19 protein-coding genes are annotated in these 18124 nt (G+C 64.2%); 10 read left to right on the plus strand and 9 right to left on the minus strand.

The window, feature by feature from the left end; genetic code table 11:
• Nucleotides 1–10 precede the first annotated feature (10 nt).
• From ACUXVH_RS04510 to ACUXVH_RS04520, 3 genes are all read right to left on the minus strand, one after another.
• Complete coding sequence (locus ACUXVH_RS04510) at nt 11–1714, minus strand: ShlB/FhaC/HecB family hemolysin secretion/activation protein (RefSeq protein WP_065364943.1); 1704 nt, start codon at nt 1712–1714, stop codon at nt 11–13.
• A gap of 245 nt (nt 1715–1959) precedes the next feature.
• Entirely contained in the window at nt 1960–2259 is a 300-nt protein-coding gene (locus tag ACUXVH_RS04515; RefSeq protein WP_011058988.1) for a PsiF family protein, read from the minus strand.
• A gap of 71 nt (nt 2260–2330) precedes the next feature.
• Nucleotides 2331–3119 (minus strand): AraC family transcriptional regulator, encoded by a 789-nt coding sequence (locus ACUXVH_RS04520; protein ID WP_065364894.1) that lies wholly within the window; start codon nt 3117–3119, stop codon nt 2331–2333.
• A 96-nt stretch (nt 3120–3215) separates the two neighbouring features.
• Here ACUXVH_RS04520 and ACUXVH_RS04525 point away from each other — a divergent pair, with 96 nt between their 5' ends.
• Nucleotides 3216–4121, plus strand: coding sequence for a DMT family transporter (locus ACUXVH_RS04525; RefSeq protein ID WP_011058986.1), 906 nt, complete (start codon nt 3216–3218; stop codon nt 4119–4121).
• A 2-nt stretch (nt 4122–4123) separates the two neighbouring features.
• Here ACUXVH_RS04525 and ACUXVH_RS04530 read toward each other — a convergent pair whose 3' ends face one another.
• The 3 genes from ACUXVH_RS04530 to ACUXVH_RS04540 form a co-directional block, all read right to left on the minus strand.
• Nucleotides 4124–5014, minus strand: a complete 891-nt coding sequence (locus ACUXVH_RS04530) for an esterase/lipase family protein (RefSeq protein ID WP_011058985.1) — start codon at nt 5012–5014, stop codon at nt 4124–4126.
• Between the two features lie 120 nt (nt 5015–5134).
• The gene (locus ACUXVH_RS04535) at nt 5135–5440 is read right to left on the minus strand and encodes a DMT family transporter (RefSeq protein WP_011058984.1); all 306 of its coding nucleotides are present in this window, start codon (nt 5438–5440) and stop codon (nt 5135–5137) included.
• 12 nt (nt 5441–5452) lie between these two features.
• Nucleotides 5453–6091 carry an FMN-dependent NADH-azoreductase gene (locus ACUXVH_RS04540; protein WP_065364893.1) on the minus strand — a complete coding sequence of 213 codons (639 nt, stop codon included), beginning with the start codon at nt 6089–6091 and terminating at the stop codon, nt 5453–5455.
• A gap of 125 nt (nt 6092–6216) precedes the next feature.
• On the opposite strand from ACUXVH_RS04540, the gene ACUXVH_RS04545 reads away from it, so the two are divergent.
• Nucleotides 6217–7140, plus strand: a complete 924-nt coding sequence (locus ACUXVH_RS04545; protein ID WP_162470465.1) for a LysR substrate-binding domain-containing protein — start codon at nt 6217–6219, stop codon at nt 7138–7140.
• A gap of 110 nt (nt 7141–7250) precedes the next feature.
• Complete coding sequence (locus tag ACUXVH_RS04550) at nt 7251–7781, plus strand: ferritin-like domain-containing protein (RefSeq protein WP_015633957.1); 531 nt, start codon at nt 7251–7253, stop codon at nt 7779–7781.
• A gap of 65 nt (nt 7782–7846) precedes the next feature.
• Here ACUXVH_RS04550 and ACUXVH_RS04555 read toward each other — a convergent pair whose 3' ends face one another.
• Nucleotides 7847–9922, minus strand: coding sequence for an AsmA family protein (locus ACUXVH_RS04555; RefSeq protein ID WP_015633956.1), 2076 nt, complete (start codon nt 9920–9922; stop codon nt 7847–7849).
• Between the two features lie 385 nt (nt 9923–10307).
• Here ACUXVH_RS04555 and ACUXVH_RS04560 point away from each other — a divergent pair, with 385 nt between their 5' ends.
• From ACUXVH_RS04560 to ACUXVH_RS04590, 7 genes are all read left to right on the plus strand, one after another.
• Entirely contained in the window at nt 10308–10775 is a 468-nt protein-coding gene (locus ACUXVH_RS04560; RefSeq protein WP_011058979.1) for a hypothetical protein, read from the plus strand.
• 168 nt (nt 10776–10943) lie between these two features.
• The gene (locus ACUXVH_RS04565; RefSeq protein ID WP_011058978.1) at nt 10944–11576 is read left to right on the plus strand and encodes a TetR family transcriptional regulator; all 633 of its coding nucleotides are present in this window, start codon (nt 10944–10946) and stop codon (nt 11574–11576) included.
• 280 nt (nt 11577–11856) lie between these two features.
• Complete coding sequence (gene ureE / locus ACUXVH_RS04570; RefSeq protein ID WP_236203989.1) at nt 11857–12357, plus strand: urease accessory protein UreE; 501 nt, start codon at nt 11857–11859, stop codon at nt 12355–12357.
• Nucleotides 12354–13028: an urease accessory protein UreF gene (locus ACUXVH_RS04575; RefSeq protein WP_236203988.1), complete on the plus strand. Its 675-nt coding sequence runs from the start codon at nt 12354–12356 to the stop codon at nt 13026–13028. The genes ureE and ACUXVH_RS04575 overlap by 4 nt, the downstream gene beginning before the upstream one ends.
• 9 nt (nt 13029–13037) lie before the next feature.
• Nucleotides 13038–13652 carry an urease accessory protein UreG gene (ureG, locus tag ACUXVH_RS04580; protein ID WP_011058975.1) on the plus strand — a complete coding sequence of 205 codons (615 nt, stop codon included), beginning with the start codon at nt 13038–13040 and terminating at the stop codon, nt 13650–13652.
• A gap of 38 nt (nt 13653–13690) precedes the next feature.
• Nucleotides 13691–14263, plus strand: a complete 573-nt coding sequence (locus ACUXVH_RS04585; RefSeq protein WP_015633953.1) for a HupE/UreJ family protein — start codon at nt 13691–13693, stop codon at nt 14261–14263.
• Nucleotides 14264–14431: 168 nt separating this feature from the next.
• Nucleotides 14432–15571, plus strand: a complete 1140-nt coding sequence (locus ACUXVH_RS04590; protein WP_445494066.1) for an AGE family epimerase/isomerase — start codon at nt 14432–14434, stop codon at nt 15569–15571.
• A gap of 73 nt (nt 15572–15644) precedes the next feature.
• Here ACUXVH_RS04590 and ACUXVH_RS04595 read toward each other — a convergent pair whose 3' ends face one another.
• Complete coding sequence (locus tag ACUXVH_RS04595) at nt 15645–16550, minus strand: cation diffusion facilitator family transporter (protein ID WP_445494068.1); 906 nt, start codon at nt 16548–16550, stop codon at nt 15645–15647.
• 247 nt (nt 16551–16797) lie between these two features.
• The gene (locus tag ACUXVH_RS04600; RefSeq protein ID WP_041115482.1) at nt 16798–17565 is read right to left on the minus strand and encodes an SDR family oxidoreductase; all 768 of its coding nucleotides are present in this window, start codon (nt 17563–17565) and stop codon (nt 16798–16800) included.
• Nucleotides 17566–18124 lie beyond the last annotated feature (559 nt).

Here is an 18124-nt window from a genome sequence, read left to right on the forward strand (position 1 = left end):
TGCGGGCGAGTCAGAAGAACAGGTCTACCCGGAAGTACACCGGGTGCTCTCGCCTCTCGATAATTGCCGGTCGCTCCAGGGAGCGTGCGAAGCTGACGGATGCAGCCAGGTACTGGCCGCGGGCATTGAGTTCCAGGGCATTGCCGCTCATGCGGCCGCGGGCATCGTGGTTGTAGCGATCGCCCTTGATCACCCCCACGTCATACGCAAAGGCCATGCCGTATTCCTGGACAAAAGGCTGCAACGCCGGCCAGGTCACCGCACGGCGCCAGCGCAGTTGGTTGCGCCAGTAGCCGCCGCTGTTGCCGGACAGGGTCTGGTCCTGGAAGCCACGCACCGAGTTGAGGCCGCCGAGGCTGATGCGCTGGGGGCTGAAGAGCACGTCCTCGCTGCGCTGCCCGGTGGCCAGGCTGTCGAAGCTGAAGTTTTCGTTCCACAGGCGAAAGGGCTGCAGGTAGCTCAGGGTCAGGCTGTATTTGTTGTAACGGGCCACCGGCTCGCTGCCATGGGGATTGCCGCTGCCCTGGGCATCCAGGGCGCCGATGCCCTGCTGCCAGCCAATGTCGGCGTTGACCAGGGCATTGCCGATGCGCCGCCCATGGTTGAAGCCCAGCTGGCTTTCGGTGATGCGGTTGCTGGACACGTCGATCAGGTTGTCATCGAGGTAGTTGCGCGTGCGCAACTGGCTCAGGCCCAGGCTCATGCCGGTCTTGCTCAGGTTGTCGCGGTGCAGCACCCGTTCGGCGCGCAACTGCTGGTTCTTGCTTTCGCCGTCCATGGTGAAGTCGAAGCCGGTGCTGTCATTGCGGGTGCGGTAGTAGCTCTGGCTGTAGGAATAACTGAGGGTCCACCAGCCCCAGGGCAGGCTGTAGAACAGGCTCTGGTTGTCGGAGTGGCGCCAGCGGTCACTGACCGTGTCCTGGTTGGCCCGCAGGCTGAGCTGGTCTGCCAGGCCCAGGGGGCTGTCCCAGTCCAGGCCGAGGCCGGCCTGCTGCTCGCCGGTGCTCTTGTCGCCGCTGTTGTTGCGGGTGGCCGATACCCGCCAGGGCTTCAGACGCTGGCCCTTGAGCCCGACACGGCTGTCGCCCAGTTTCTCTCCCGGGGCCAGTTCCAGTTCCACCTGGCGCGAAGGCAGGCGAGTCAGCTGGTCCACCAGTTGCTCCAGCTCCCGCAGGTTGAGCACCTCGCCGGTGGTGCCGGGAAAGGCCATGGCCAGTTCCCGCGAGCTGGCCAGGGCGGAACTGTCCAGGCTCTCCAGGCGGCCTTCGACCACCACGATGGTCAGTTGCCCCGAGGCCAGCTCCTGGGCCGGCAGGTAGGCCCGGGTGGTGACATAGCCCTGCTGCAGGTAGTGATGGGTGATGGCCTTGAGCAGGGTGTTGATCTGCGTCACCGACAGGCACTGGTCGCGATAGGGCGCCACCAGGCGCTCGCGATCGGCGGCGGAAAGATGATCGGCCCCCTTGAGAATCACGGTCTTGATGGTGAAGCAGCGCTGCTCGCCCGGTTGCGGGGCAGGCTCGGGGGGCAAGGTCTTGCCGGGGAGTTGCTGGAGTTCGTCGAGGCGCTTCTGCTGCTCTTGCAGCAACTGCTGCTGGCGATCCCGAATCAGGTCGCGATCACCCGGCGTCTGCAGCGGCGCGGCACTGAGCGCGAGCGAAGCAGACAAAGCACAAAACGCTACTACAGGCCTGAACAAGCCAAAACGCGACATGCTTTCCATTCCCTAGAATCACGGATTTTGGCTGGCCAAACGTCCGCGTGGTGCGTCCCGGCACCTGTTTTCGAAGGGAACAAAGTGTAAATGTAAAAAAATTTACATAACAAAAAAGCGACGAGCGGTAGCTGCCAGACCTATCTCATTGAAAGCTAATGGTTTATGTGCTGCGAAACTCTGAAAAACCGATGCAGGCCAAGGTCCTGTAGCGCGCGCGATACCTCGGCCCCATCGATTCAGGCTCATTTCTTCTTCAGGCAATCACTCATGAACGCCTTGCGCGCATCGCCCTTGAGCGCCTGGGTGGTGGCCGTGGCGTTGCAGGTCTTCATTCTTTCCTGAGGCGTGGACGGGGTAGCCGCAGCTGCCGGGGCCGCCTTGAGGCAAGTGCTCATGAAGGCTTTGCGCTCATCGCCCTTTAGGGTCTTGGCGGTGGCCTCGGCATTGCAGGTGGTCATCTTGTTCTGCTGGGCGGTGGCGGCAAAACCCTGGGAGCACAGCAGCAGGCCCACCATCAACAACGGAATACGCAACATCTTCATGGAGTTTTCTCCTTGTCACCGCGCCGACGGGCACGGCCTCCAGCGCAGTGTAGACAAAGCCTGTTACACCTTCACCTGTTCTGCAGGCCGGCCCGGCGATACTGCTCCGGCGTGCTGCCAGCCTGGCGCTGGAACATCGCGATAAACGCCGAGGCGCTGCTGTAGCCCATGTCGAAGGCGATTTCCTGGATGCTGCGCGAGCTCTCCAGGGCCTCGATGGAGGCCAGGAAACGCTGGCGCTGGCGCCATTCGCCAAAACTCATGCCCAATTCGCGCACGAACTGCCGGGCCAGGGTCCGCTCGCTGACATGGGCCAGCCCCGCCCAGTGGGCCAAAGGCTGGTTGTTGCCCGGTTCGGCCTGCAGGGCCTGGAGCACCCGCAGCAGGTCGAGGCTGCTGGCGTAGGGCAGGTAACAGGTATGCACCGGCGCCTGGCGCAACTGGTCCAGCAGCACCTGGGCCAGGCGCTGGTCGTCCTCGCCCTCGGGGATCTGCACGTCACGGGCGGCGAAGTCCTTGAGGATCGCCTTGAGGATCTCGCTGATGGCCAGGGTACTGCCCCCGGCCGGCAACTCGGCACACAGCTCCGGGGCCAGCAGTACGGCGCGGTAGTTGATCGGCTGCGCGGTGTAGAAACTGTGGGGCGTCTGTGGCGGCACCCACACCGCATATTGCGGAGGCGACATGAAACGCTGGCCGGCAATCTCCATGTGCATCACGCCGTGGGCCGAATACTCCAGGCAGCCCCAGGGGTGGCGATGCTCCAGGGCATGGCTGTGGGCGGCGAAGTCGGCATAGCGGAAGTACACCGGCGCGGGCAGCCCGTGGAAATCCAGGAGATCGATGTGTTTTTTGCTCATGCTGTCCGGATGTCGGGGCGGGTTGTCCGGTTCGCAGTATAGGCATTGATCCGGACAAGAGGATAATCAGCCTTCATCAACTGTCTGGTTGTCTCCATGCAATACGCTTATCCACTGCTGGCCATCTTTATCTGGGCCGGCAATACCGTGATCAACAAACTCGCCGTGGGCGCGATCTTTCCCGCGGAGATCGGCTTCTATCGCTGGTTGCTGGCGGGCCTGCTGTTCACCCCCTTCATGCTCAAGCCGGTGATCAAGCACTGGCCGGAGGTCCGCCCCAACCTCTGGCGCATCGCCATTCTCGGCGTGCTGGGCATGGCGGTGTACCAGAGCCTGGCCTACTTCGCCGCCAGCCTGACCTCGGCCACCAACATGGGCATCATCCTTTCGCTGATGCCGCTGATGTCCCTGGCCATGGCCATCGCGGCCCTGGGCCAGCGCCTGACTGCCGGGGCCCTGGTGGGCGCCGTGCTGTCCTTCGCCGGGGTGCTCGTGGTGGTGTCCTCCGGCAGCCTGGCCGCGCTGCTGCAACACGGGGTCAACCTGGGGGACGCGATGATGCTGGTGGCCACCCTGGCCTACGCCATCTACAGCACCCTGCTGAAGAAATGGCAGCTGCGCCTGCCGCCGCTGGTGCTGTTGTATCTGCAGGTGCTGGTGGCGGTCGTGGTGCTGCTACCGTTGTTCCTGGCTTCGCCGAAGGTAGGCCCGACTCTGCAGAACATTCCGCTGGTGCTCTATGCCTGCCTGCTGGCTTCGATGCTCGCGCCCTTGGCCTGGATGCAGGCGGTGGTGCGCCTGGGGCCAAGCCGGACCACGCTGTTTTTCAATCTGCTGCCGTTGATCACGGCGCTGATTGCGGCAGTGGTGCTGCATGAGCAGTTGGCCTGGTTCCATTTGGTGGGTGGCTTGCTGACCTTGGGCGGGGTGATTCTCTCGGAACGCTGGACCACCGTGCTGGGACCGCTCGCCGGCAAGCCGGCTTCTGCCGGGCAACGCTGAGATCAGAGGCCGGCGGCCTTGAGGCGCCGGGCATGTTCGACGAACAGGCGGATCGGCTCCGCGCCCTTGCCCACCAGCCCCAGGGACTGATTGACGATATCGAAATGGTCCAGCGGGTAATCATCGCCAATGACCTGCCCCAGGTGCGAGCTGTAGCGCCCCACCATGCCGTCGCACTGGCCGGCTTCACGGACGAAGGTGCGGGCGAACAGCCGGCAACTGCGGTTGGTGCCGTCGAACAGGTTACGCCCGCGGTTGGTCTTGCCCGGCTGCAAAATGCCGGACCAGGAGTAGTAGTGCACACCGTCGACCTGCGCCGGCCCTTGCCCGCCCCATTCCTGCGGCAACCCCTGGGGGTACTGGCGGTTGAACAGGGCCACGCCCTCGGTGGTCAGGGACTGGTGCGAAGCATGGATATCCACCGGCTGCTTCGGTCCGCGATAGCCGGTTTCCAGCAACCGCATCAGGCTTGAAATCCCCCTCAGCAGCAGGCTCAGCACTCGCCCCCGCAGGCTATGGGCGGGTGAATGCCGTTGCAGATAATCCGCCAGCTCGGAGCCATGGTTGGGCCCCGCCACCGACGTCACCGAGGCCACCCAGTCCGGGCGCCTGGCGGCGGCGTAGCGCGCGGTGAGCGCGCCCTGGCTGTGGCCGATCAGGTTGACTCGGGCTGCGCCGGTCTCGGCCATGATCCGCTGGATCTGCGCCAGCAACTGCTCACCGCGCACCTCGCTGGAATTGAGCGGCGAGACCTGCACCGCGATCACCTGCGCCCCGCCCCGGCGCAAGGCCGGAATGATCCCGTACCAGTAGGGGTACAGCAGCAGGCGGACAAAGCCGAGCATGCCGGGCACCAGGACCAGGGGGTAACGGGTGGCAAGCTCTTGGGACATGCGGCGACATCCTTGTGCGAAGGCAGCGGGGCTGGCTGAAAGCTAGACCATAACCGGGGCCGTCGTCAGCCCCCATGACGCTTTGGCGACAAACCGGTGACAGCCCGTTTCTCCCGACAGCTACTTCAGCCCGGCCACCCCCGCCACGATCAGCCCCACCGACACCAGCTTGACCGCCGTCAGGCTTTCTCCCAGCAGCAGGCAGCCCAGCAGCACCGTGCCCAGGGAACCGATGGCGGTCCAGATCGGGTAGGCCACGCTCACCGGCAACTCGCGCATGGCCAGGGTCAGGAAATAGATCCCGCCCACCGCCGCGACCACCGTCAGCAGCGACGGCCAGGGCCGGGTAAAGCCCTCGGCGTACTTCATGCCCATGGCGAACGTGACCTCGAAGGCCGCCGCCAGCAGCAGGAACATCCAGGCCATGGCGCCGCCCCCTCAGAAACTCTGCGCCAGGACCAGCAGGCGCTGCTGGGCTTCGCCACAGGACTGCGCGAATCGCTCGGGCGCCGACTCCTCGCCTTCCGCCGCAACCACGGTGACGTCTTCGATCCCGATAAAACCCAGGGCCGTGCGCAACCAGCGGTCCGCGTGGTTCATCGCTTCATGCTCGCCCCCCGGGCCAAAGCCGCCCCCGCCGCGGCTGGTAACGATCAACACCTTCTTGCCCTGCACCAGGGGCTGGTACTGGGCCACGCCGTTGTCCTGCTGGGTGTTGAAGGTCAGCCCCAGGCGCACGATGTGATCGACCCAGGCCTTGATCCCGCTGGGCACGCTGAAGTTGTGCATTGGCGCCGAGATCACCAGGCGCTGATGGCCAAGCAACTCCGCCACCAGTTCGTCGCTCAGGGCCAGGTCGGCCTGCATCGACAGAGGCCGCGCCTCGGGCTGTGGATAAAACGCGGCGGCGATAAAGGCTTCGCTGACGTGGGGCAAGGCACCCCGGCCAACCTCGCGCCGGGTCAACTGCCCCTGGGGATTGGCCGCTTGCCAGGCCTGGAGGAAGGCGTCGGCCAGGCGCCGGCTGTGGGAACGCTCGCCCCGTGGGCTACCGTGGATCGCAAGAACTGTACTCATCTCATCTGCCTCAGACGGGTTGCTGATGGCGGCCTTGAAACCAAGGCCGGTCCGCGCTAAAGCTAAGAGGACAGCCGCACTGCAACAAATGAACAGAATTTCTTCCAGATGAATTTACCTCAGCCATGGAGCACTCGATGTTCGCCCACCTGCCCCTCACCGCCCTGCGCACTTTCGAGTCCGCCGCGCGCCTGCTGAGTTTCAAGGCCGCCGCCGAGGACCTGTCGGTGACGCCCACCGCGGTGTCGCACCAGATCCGCAGCCTGGAGCACTGGCTGGGGGTGGCGCTGTTCGAACGACTGCCGCGCCAGGTGCGCCTGACCGAGCCCGGCCAGCGCTTGTTTCACAGCTTGCACGGTGCTCTTTTGGAAGTGACCCAGAGTGTCGATACGCTGCGGCCCACACCCAGCAATGCCCAACTGACCGTTTCCACCACCGCGGCCTTTGCCGCCCTGTGGCTGGTACCGCGGCTGGGGCGCTTCTATGCCCGGCACCCCGGCATCAGCCTGCGCCTGGATACCCAGTGCGAGGTGGTGGACCTGCAACAGGACGCCAGCATCGACGTGGCGATCCGCTACAGCCAGGAGGGCTACCTGGACCTGCACGGCCTGTGCCTGTTCGACGAACGTTTCGCAGTCTACGGCTCGCCCCAGCAGGTGGCCCTGGCCCGCCAGCAGGCGCCGACCCTGATCAGCGTGCACTGGCGCAACTCCAGGCTGTATGCCGACGGTTGGCAGGCCTGGTGCGCCCAGGCCGGGGAAAGCTGGTTCGATGACGCGCCGCTGATCCGCTCCTACGACGAGGAACAGTACGCCCTGCAAGCGGCCATCGCCGGCCAGGGCCTGGTCCTGGCCAGCGACATACTGGTGTCCCAGAGCGTGGCCAGCGGCCTGCTGCAGCCCTACCGACCCGAAGTCCAGGTGGACGGCGCCGGCTACAGCGCCCTGTGCGTGCCCGGCCGCGAGCGCCATCCGCCGGTGCGTGCCTTTCTTCAATGGCTGCAGCAGGAATCATTGCTGGCCGGGCACCCGCCACTGGCACGCAGTTGACCGCCGGGCACATCCGATAAAACTTTTTGCCGCCGCCGCGACTCACAACCAAGGTAGCGATCAGGCCAACAGAGCCTGGCGTAAATCGGATTAGCCTCCAGGAGATCGAGATGAGCGACATGCATTTGTCTGATGTGAACACCCTGCGCGAACGGGCCCGCCAACACGTGGAAAACGGAGCCGTGACCGAGGGCTACAACGCCGATCGCGAGGAGATACTGCGCCTGCTCAACGAGTCGCTGGCCACCGAACTGGTCTGTGTGTTGCGCTACAAGCGCCACTACTTCATGGCCAACGGGATCAAGGCCAGCGTCGCCGCCAGCGAGTTCCTAGAGCACGCCACCCAGGAAGCCGAGCACGCCGACAAACTGGCCGAGCGCATCGTCCAGCTCGGTGGCGAACCGGAGTTCAACCCCGACCTGCTGTCCAAGCACTCCCATGCCCAGTACGTGGCCGGCAACACCTTGAAGGAAATGGTCTACGAGGACCTGGTGGCGGAGCGCATCGCGGTCGACAGCTACCGCGAGATCATCCAGTACATCGGTGACAAGGACCCCACCACCCGCCGCCTGTTCGAAGAGATCCTGGCCCAGGAAGAAGAACACGCCGACGACATGGCAGACATCCTCAACGACCTGTAACGCCCTATCCCCCAAGCCCGCCCTGCCTGCAGCGGCGGGCTTTTTCTGGCCGCGCGCCCAGGCCCTTAATGAGTCGGTTTCACCGTCACCGGTGCCTTGCCCGAGCGCATCTGCTGCAACAGCGGCGCGCACTGGTTGGGCTCATCGCCGCTGGGCGCCACCAGCGCCAGCAGCCCCGCCGCCGGCCCGGCGATCACCCCCAGGGCCACCATGCCGGCACCGCGCAGTACCAGGGGCACGGCCTTGACCCCGGCACTGGGCTGGATGAACTTGCCCTGTACATAAAGCGGCGAGCGCAGGGAGAACAGGCGCAGGCCCTTGGATTCCGGAGTGATGGTCAGGTCCAGTTGCTCGCTGGCCATATTGGCGGTGCCATCGATGTAGATGATGGCGTTCTCGGTGTCGAAGACGAACAGCCTGGAAGTCGCCAGGCCGCTCTTGATGCCGAAGTCGGCCGCTGCGCAATTGATCTTCACTTCCTTGTCGCCAAACATCTTGCCGACCACATAGTTGCCGACGTTGAGCCCGGCGATTTCCATCAGGCTGCGGCTGATGGCGCCATCGTTGATCAGCATCTTCAGGTCACCGTTGGCGCTGCCCAACAGGGCCGCCACCGAGTTGCCGCGACCGGCGATGTCGGCATCGCCATTGAGCTCGCCAAAGCTGGTCTTCATCGGTTCGAAGGTGGGGAACAGTTGCTTGAGCTTGAAATTGCGCGCCGTCAGCCTGGCCCGGCCCTCCAGCGGCGTGGTGTGGCCGTTGAGGCGGATCTGGGCGTCGAGCTTGCCGCCGGCCACGCCGAAGCGCAGGGGCTCCAGGCTGAGCTGGCCGTCGTTGAGCACCAGGTGGGTGTACAGATCGGTGAACGGCAGCTCGGCGCTGTGGACGATGCGCTTGCCGGTGAATTCCACATCGGCGTCCATGTCCCGCCAGCGCTCGGTGCGGAACTCTTCCACCGGCAGCACCTTGTCCGCCGGCTGCTTGCTCTCGCCGCCCCGGGCCTTCTGCTTGGCGTTGGAGTCGGCGCCGATCAGCGGCGCCAGGTCGCTCATCAGCAACTGGTTGGACACCAGCGCGCCACTGAGCTTGGGCCGTGGCTGGCTGGCCACGTAGGTCAGGTTGCCGTGGATGTCGCTGTCGCCGATCTTGCCGTTGAAGTCCTGGTAACTGAAGGTCGCGCCCGCCGGATCGTGCAGCTTGGCGGTCAGGTGGCCGTCGGTGGAATAGGGCGGCGAATCCGGCAGGGTCACCCCGGTCAGCGGGTAGAGGTTGCCCAGGCTGGTGCCCGCCAGCTTCAGGCGCAGGTCCAGGGCGCCGAGGTTCAGCGGGTCGGTCAGGCTGCCGCGCAGCTCCACCTTGGTGTCGCCGATCTGCGCCTGGGCCTGCAGCGGAAACGGCTTGCGGGAATCCTGCAAGGCCAGCAGGCCGCCGATCTTGCCGGTGCCGGCGAGCTTCTGCCCGTGATACTGGCCCTTGACCTTGAGGGCGAAGGCATAGGCCTGGGCCTCGGCGCCTTTCTCGGCCACCTTCTTCGCTTCACTTTCACCGACGATATCGCTGAACGGGATCGGCTTGCCGAGCAATTCCACCTGCAGGTCCAGCTGGGTCTTCAGGCTCTGGTCATCGAGGGTCACGTGGCCCTTGTCGAAACCGATGGCACCGATGTCCACCGTCCAGTTGGACGGTTCGGCGTTCGGGTCCTTGGGGTCGAACTTGAAAGTCCAGTTGGCGCGCCCGTCGGCCAGGCGCTGCAACGCGGCGTCGGGCTCGGTGAGGTCGATGCGCGGAATGCTCACTCGTTGCGCCAGCAGGGCCAGAGGCGAAATGCGCAGCTCAACCCGCTTGAGGCTGACCATCTGCGGCGCCTTGGACCAGTCCGGGTTGCCCAGGGTCAGGTCCTGGGCCACCACGTGAGGCCAGGGCACCCAGGCCCGCCAGCCACCTTCGTCAGGTTCGCGTTGCCAGACCACCGACAAATCGCCATTGATCGCGAAGGGCCGGTGCAACTCCTCGGAGACCTTGGCATTGAGCGTGGGTTTGATCCGGTTCCAATCGAAGAACGCGATCACCAGTACCAGCACCGCCAGTAGCAGTATCAGGCCAGTGATGGACCAGGCGAGAATTTTACGAGTGCGCGTCATTGCACGAGGCTCCTGAAGACAACTGAGCGCCCAACCACGACGCATCGATGAACTGCCGATGGAAAAATCACCGGCCATGAAAACTACGACTGACAAAGCCCCCGCAGGTTTAATCCGGCTACCCGATCCGCTGAAAAAACCTGCTTTCCTGATCACTCGGACAGCTTTGTGTTACCTCGAGCCGCCCCTCCCTGAAGCGGCAGTGAGTCGAAAATACCCACCCTGGTGCAAAAGCAATCGGCGTTAACGCCCGAGCTAGAGCCTTCGCGGCAAACAATCAATTCCGTTGATTATTACCATTGTGTTTATGAACTTTTATATCGATTTAGCGGCGGTAACATTAGCTCCGTACCCAATTTATCGCCCTACCAAGGAGCAACCCATCATGAAACGCCAACTTTTACTGAGCCTCGCCTTATCTGTTCTGGCTGCCAACGCCTTCGCCCTGCCAGCCGCTGAACAAGCCACTCCACAGGTCAAGGCCAGCCACAGCGTGTTCACCCAGACCCTGGCCGAAGGCGGTTCGGATCGCCTGATCGAACGCAACAAAGTCGCTGCCGACGGTTATGACCGTACTCCACAAGGCCAGAGCGTTGCCGAAGACGGCTATGATCGCACCCCTCAAGGCCAGAACGTTGCCGAAGATGGCTACGACCGTACACCTCAAGGCCAGAACGTCGCCGAAGATGGCTACGACCGCACCCCACAAGGTCAAAACGTAGCTGAAGGCGGCCGTGATCGCCTGGAAGAGAAAGGCCTGGTGGAAGATGGCTACAGCCGTACACCTCAAGGTCAGACCGTTGCCGAAGGCGGTGCTGATCGCCTGGCCGAACGTCATCAAGCTGCGAGCTGAGGCCATGCTGGCCCTGGAAAAAAGCCCGATCCCTGGATCGGGCTTTGACTTTTATAGCAGTTGCATTTTTCCCCCTGCCTCTCCCTCCTGTCTCTGACAGCAGTTCGACTCCGGCAAAGTTGATTTGCTAGAGTGCGCCGCTCCCATTGAGCAAAGAACGCCCCGCCGATGCTGCCCCGCGCCGAACAGAAGCAACAGACTCGCAACGCCCTGATGGATGCCGCCCGGCACCTGATGGAGTGTGGCCGTGGGTTTGGCAGCCTGAGCCTGCGGGAAGTGGCGAAAGCCGCGGGTATCGTGCCCACCGGTTTCTACCGGCACTTCAGCGACATGGACCAACTGGGCCTGGAACTGGTCAGCGAAGTCGGCCAGACCTTTCGCGAAACCATCCGCCTGGTGCGCCACAATGAATTCGTCATGGGCGGCATCATCGATGCCTCGGTACGCATCTTCCTCGATGTAGTGGAAGCCAAGCGCTCGCAGTTCCTGTTTCTGGCCCGAGAGCAGTACGGCGGCTCACTGCCGGTTCGCCAGGCCATCGCCACCTTGCGCGAGAACATCAGTTCGGACCTCGCCGCCGACCTCACCCTGATGCCCAAGCTCCAGCACCTGGACGCCGCCGATCTCAGCGTCATGGCCGACCTGATCGTCAAAAGCGTGTTCGCCACCCTGCCCGACATCATCGATCCCCCGGCCCAGGCCCTGCCCGAACACCTCACGCCCCAGGCCAAGATCACCCAGCAACTGCGCTTCATCTTCATCGGCCTCAAGCACTGGCAAGGCCTGGGCAGCACCGAGTAACTCGCCCGCACCGCTCCCCCTTCACACTATGCGCCCCGCTCTGGGCTGCGCGTTTGCGCCTGCCTGCCCGCCGGGCACCGGATTGCAGCAAAAACATTTCCCGCGCACCAACTCAGTGCTATAAATCAGCTCAGCGCATCAATTTGTAACAAGATGAAACAAGGTTTTGCCCCTTTTTCAGGCGCAGTTCCGGCATCGAGAAAGGGTTTTTCCTCTCCACCGAGTGATTGGCAAGGCCCTTGCTCTGGCTTGTGCATCGCTCATAGCTGGAAGCTTTCCGATGCTGGTGATCCACCGCAGAACCGCCCCCCAAGCCACCTGGTCCGCCGAACTGCACCTGACTTACGAGGCCCGCAGCAAAAGCCGCCTGCGCTGTTTCAGTGCCGCCGGTGAAGACGTCGGCCTGTTTCTGGAGCGGGGCCAGCCACCGCTGCACGATGGTGAGTTCCTGGAGGCCGAGGACGGGCGCATCGTCAAGGTCTGCGCCCGCCCGGAAGCCCTGCTGCACGTCACCTGCCGCAACGCCTTCGAACTGACCCGCGCCGCCTATCACCTGGGCAACCGCCACGTGGCCCTGCAGGTGGGTGACGGCTGGCTGCGCCTGCTGGACGACTATGTGCTCAAGGCCATGCTCGAACAGCTGGGGGCCAGCACCGCGCCCCTTGAGGCACCGTTCCAGCCCGAGCATGGCGCCTATGGCGGCGGCCACCATCATTCGCGCCACGGCGATGAAGACTTCAACTATCCGCCGCGCCTGCACCAGTTCGGCATCCGCCCATGAACCCGGCCTGGGCCCTGCTGCGCCTGGCCAGCCCGCAGTTGCCGATTGGCGGCTACAGCTATTCCCAGGGCCTGGAAATGGCCGTGGAGCAGCAGCGGGTAAATGATCAGGCCAGCGCCCGCCGCTGGATCAGCGATCAACTGCTGCTGAACCTGGCACGCTTCGAAGCACCGCTGCTGCTCGCCCACTGCCAGGCCGCAGCCGACCAGGACTGGGCCCGCTTGCAGCAGTTGAGCGAGGAACATCGGGCCAGCCGCGAAACCCGCGAGCTTTACCAGGAAAGCCGGCAGATGGGTTATTCCCTCAAGCAACTGCTGGAGGGTTTGCCGGAACTGGACAGCGATGCCAGAGAACTGCTGACACACCAGGACGAACCACACCTGGCCCTGGGCTGGGCCCTGGCGGCACGGGCCTGGAGCATAAGCCCGGCGGACGCCCTGGCCGCCTGGCTGTGGAGCTGGCTGGAGAACCAGCTGGCGGTGCTGATGAAGACCCTGCCCCTGGGCCAGCAGGCCGCCCAGCGCCTGACCAGCGAGCTGCTGCCACTGTTGCAGCAAGCCCAGCACAACGCCGCGAACCTTGACCCCAACCATCATGGCAGCGCCGCTTTCGGCCTGTCCCTGGCGAGCATGGCCCACGAGCGCCAGTACAGCCGCCTGTTCCGTTCCTAGGAGAAACTCATGAACGCACAACCTCTGCGCGTCGGCATCGGCGGCCCGGTGGGCTCCGGTAAAACCGCCCTGACCCTGGCCCTGTGCCTGGCCCTGCGCGAGCGCTACAACCTGGCGGTGGTGACCAACGATATCTACACCCGCGAAGACGCCGACTTCCTGGTACGCAATGAGGCCCTGGCGCCGGAACGGATCATCGGCGTGGAAACCGGCGGCTGCCCGCACACCGCGATCCGCGAAGACGCCTCGATCAATCTGGAAGCGGTGGACCAGTTGAACCGGCGCTTTCCTGGGCTCGACCTGATCCTGGTGGAGTCCGGCGGCGACAACCTCTCGGCCACCTTCAGCCCCGAACTCTCCGATCTGACCATCTATGTGATCGACGTTTCCGCCGGTGACAAGCTGCCGCGCAAGGGCGGTCCGGGCATCTGCAAATCCGACCTGCTGGTGATCAACAAGATCGACCTGGCGCCGCTGGTGGGGGCCTCCCTGGAGATGATGAACAGCGATACCCAGCGCATGCGCGGCGGCAAGCCGTTCGTCTTCAGCAACCAGAAAACCGGCCAGGGCCTGGCGGACATCATCGCCTTCATCGAACGCCAGGGCCTGCTCACCGCTGCCTGATCCCCGAACCCAATCCGCTCAACAAGGAAAACCACTCCATGACCCTAAAACGCATCCTCGGGGCCCTGGCCCTGCTGCTGACCCCGGCCCTGGCCTTCGCCCACCCGGGCCATGGCGACAACGGCCTGATGGCCGGTATCAGCCACCCCATCAGCGGCCTCGACCACCTGCTGGCCATGCTCGCTGTCGGCCTGTGGGCCGCCCAGCAGCAAGGCGCCGCGCGCTGGGCGCTGCCTTGCACCTTCGTCGGCACCATGCTGATCGGTGGTGTGCTGGGCTTCGAGGGCCTGGAGTTGCCGGCCCTGGAAAGCGGCATCGCCGCTTCGGTATTGGCCCTGGGCCTGGCCGTGGCCCTGGCCGTGCGCCCGCCCCTGAGCCTGGCGATTGCCGCCACCGCGCTGTTTGCCCTGTTCCATGGCGTGGCCCACGGCCTGGAACTGCCGGACATGTCCAGCCCTTGGGCCTATGCCGCCGGTTTTGTAGCGGCCACTGCGGCCCTGCATGCCGCCGGCTATGCCGTGGTACGGGTACTGCCTCAGGCGGCAGCGCCGCTGGTGCGCCTGGCCGGTGCGGCCTCGGCCGCTACGGGCGTCTGGTTGCTGGCAGGCTGATCCCTGCTTCATCTGCAGGAGCCGGCGTGCCGGCGAAGGCGGTCCTGCGGGCCGCCTTCGCTGGCAAGCCAGCTCCTGCCAGTATGTCGTGCTCGGCGGGCAAGCCGCCTTGTGGGGCTTCTCTGGTAACATGTCGCGCATTCAAAACTGCCGTGACGACGCCAGCCAATGCCAGATGTATCCCGTTCCGCCGCCTCGCCTGAACCGAGCGCTCTGTTCAACGCCATGCAGCAGCATTTCCACAAGGTGATAGTGCCGCTATGGCAGGGCCCGGGCTGGAACCCGCAGTTGGCGTTGCCCTATGAGGCGCTGGACGCCGAGCATCGGCCGCTGCCACCGCAGCGCTATCGGGCCATGGCTTGCGCCCGGCAGTTGTATCTGTTTTCCCAATTGATCGGCGATGCCGCCGCGCCCTTTGCCCAGGAGCGCGCCGCCGCGCTGTTCCGCTCGCTGCAACGGCACTTCCACGACGCCGAGCACGGTGGCTGGTTCTACAGCATCGACCCTGAAGGCGCGCCGCTGGATCGCCGCAAGGACCTCTATACCCACGCCTTTATCCTCTTCGCCTGCGCTCATTACTGGGCCAAGGTCCGCGAGCCGCTGGTGGAGTCGGTGCTCAACGCCGCCCTGGAAGTGGTAGCCCAGCGCTTCGCCCGCGGCGACGGGCTCTACGAAGCCAGCCTCGCCGAGGACTGGTCCATATTGGGTTCGGGGCCGCTGCAGAATCCACTGATGCACCTGGCCGAAGCCTTTCTCGCGATCCTGGCCGTACGCGAGGACGCTGCGGTCCAAGCCGCGTTGCTGGAACTGTGCCAGGCCATGCAGCAGCAGTTCATCGCCCCCCAGCACGGGGTGATGATGGAGAAGCCCCTGGGAGCTGTGGATAACTGGTTCGAGCCGGGGCACCAGTTCGAGTGGTACTTCCTGCTGGCCTCGTCACAGTTACTGCGCGGCAGCGCCCTGCACGCTTGCGTGGAACGAGCCTTCGCCTTTACCGAGCAACTGGGAGTCGAGCCCGAGAGCGGCGCCGTGTGCGCCATGCTCGAACTGCCGCCCCGAGCCGGCGTCAAGGACGCCACCCAGCGCATCTGGGCCCAGGCCGAATACCTGCGTGCCCTGACCTTGCGCCCGGCTGGCCAGGCGCCCTTGCTGCGTCAGCTAAAAGCGCTGCAAGCGCATTTCCTGCATGCAGGGGGCTGGAATGAATGCCTGGATGCCAACGGCGCGGTCAGCCGGCGGGATATGCCGTCGACCACGCCTTATCACCTGGCGACCTGCTATCGCGGGCTGGCGGAATATTTTGCCTGAGGCCCTTGGCCGGCAAGCCGGCTCCTACGCGGTGTTGTAGGAGCCGGCTTGCCGGCGAAACAGGCGCCGCCCCTCAAGCGATCCACTTGCGATCCCCGGTAAAGCTGATGGTCAGCCAGCGCGCTGCGTCGGCCTCTCCCAACTGGCTGGAAATCTCCTCGCGCAAGCGGTCCAGAGTCGCCACATCCTGCAGCGGATAGTGCGCCGGCAGGACGATATGGATCTCGATGAACCGCGCCCGACCGTGCTTCTGCACGTAGCTGATGTAGTCGTCGAAACCATGGGCGGCCTTGGCCTGCTCCATCACGTTGCGGACCTTTTCGTCCAACTGGTCCGGGGCGATCCCCAGCACATCACGCAGGGCCGGGCGCAGGATCTTCAGCGCCAGCGGCAACATGCTCAGGGCCAGCAGGATCAGGATCGCCGGGTCGACATACACCGCCCACTGGCCGTGCCCGTACTGCTTGAGCAGCAAGGCGATGATGAAGCTCACCAGCAGCCCCACCGAGAGCATCGCGTCCACCAGCCAGCTGATGTTGTCGAACTGGATCAGCGACGACTTGAGCTTGCGGTTACGCCGGCGCACGTAGAAGAAGTAGGCGAACTCCGCCACGGCGAAAAACGCCGCATAGAAAATCACCAGCCCCAGCTCGACCTCGCGGCCACCGTTGATGATGCCGAACACCCCATTGAGGAAGGCGTAGATGGCGATGAGCATCAGGAAGCTGCCTTCGATCAGCAGCACCATGGGTTCCAGGTGCCAGAAGCCGAACTGGAAACGGTGGTTGCTTTCCTTGGCGATCAGCTTGGCGGTGATCAGCATCAGGACCTTGATGAAGGTGGCGATCAGCGAAAAAAATCCATCGAACAGGATGGATTGGGCGCCAGAAACAAAACCCGTGACGATACCGGCGATCGCCACGGCGAACATCAGTACGGTCGATTGTTTGAGCAGAGCCTGCTCACCTCGGTTACTCACGATTCCTCCTATCGAACTTCAAAAACGCCGCCTTGTGTGAGGCAGCGGCGAAATTTCTGGCGGGAATTCTAACCTGTCAGGGCTGACCACAAGCTGAAACGAATCAGCTTATGTGTATCCGAGTACAACTGTAGCCGCTGCCGAGCGATGGCGAGGCTGCGACCGCCTCCGCAGGAGGCGCAAGATCTTGCGGGCGCCGGAGGGCCCTGCGGCCCTGTCGCAGCCTGCGACAGCGGCTACAGGAGGCTCATGACTTGGCGTTGCGTTCGATGGCGAAACCGGCCCAGGTCTGGCTCACAGGCATCAGCTCCAGGCTGTTGATGTTGACGTGTGCCGGGGTATTGAGCACCCAGAAAATGGTGTCGGCGATGTCCTCGGGCTGGATCGGCTCGGCCCCGGCGTAGGTGGCGTCGTAGCGTGCCTGGTCACCGGCGAAGCGCACCAGGGAGAACTCGCTTTCGCACAGCCCCGGCTCGATGTTGGTGACGCGCACGCCGGTGCCCTGCAGGTCGCAGCGCAGGTTCAGGGAGAACTGTTTGACGAAGGCCTTGCTCGCGCCATAGACGTGGCTGCCCGGGTACGGGTAGTTGCCGGCGATGGAGCCCAGGTTGACGATGCCTGCGCCGCGACCGTGGGCGATCAACCGTGGTAGCAGCAGGCGGGTGCTGTACATCAGGCCCTTGATGTTGGTGTCGACCATGGTGTCCCAGTCATCCAGGTCGCACTTGGGCGCCGGGTCCACGCCCAGGGCCAGGCCGGCGTTGTTGATCAGCCCGCGCAGCTTGCTGAACGAAGGCGGCAACTGGGCGATGGCCTCTTCCATGGCCTTGCGGTCGCGCACATCGAGCACCAGGCCATGCACCTCGGTCTGTTTGGACAGCTCCGCGCACAGGGCGCTGAGGCGCTCCTCGCGGCGGCCGGTCAGTACCAGGGACCAGCCGGCTGCGGCAAAGCGCCGGGCGCAGGCTTCGCCAAAACCGGAAGTCGCGCCCGTAATGAACAGTGTGGAAGTCATGGTGTTCTCCTTGCTGGGTGGCGAGCCGCCGTTTCGATAAAAAACGCTTCGCAGCATGCCCGGGCCGGCTCCTACCGGCAACCGCGCCGTTGGCCGTAAAGAGCCGCAAGCGGTGAGCGCGCCCGATGTTCGCTGTACAAAAAACACTCACCAGGCGCCAAGCCACGGGTTACATGGCCTGCAGCCATGTGCACGCACCTTATCCACAGGCCGGTCCACAGTCTTTGGGGGCAAGTGCAAAGGGCTGAAAGCCGCTATCCACAGGGCCTGCGCGGGTTCAGCAGAAGTTTTTTGCTTGACCCGGACCGCGGGTCCATGCAGCCGGCCCGGGCAAAGATGACCGCACGGTCAAGGTTGACAAGGCCAGAGGCCAGTAACTACGCCGCTCAGAGCCGTCTTTCCAGAGTTTAATCACAGACTTATCCACAGGCTTATCCCAACCCTTTTCCAGGTACAGCTGCGACAATAAAAAGGTTGACAAGCGCACCTTCAGCTCCCACAAAAAGCACCGATCAAAAAACAACCAATCGCCTGCAAGCCACGTGGTTAAAGGCTTGCA

The sequence above is a fragment of the Pseudomonas sp. 8(2025) genome, assembly GCF_052665325.1.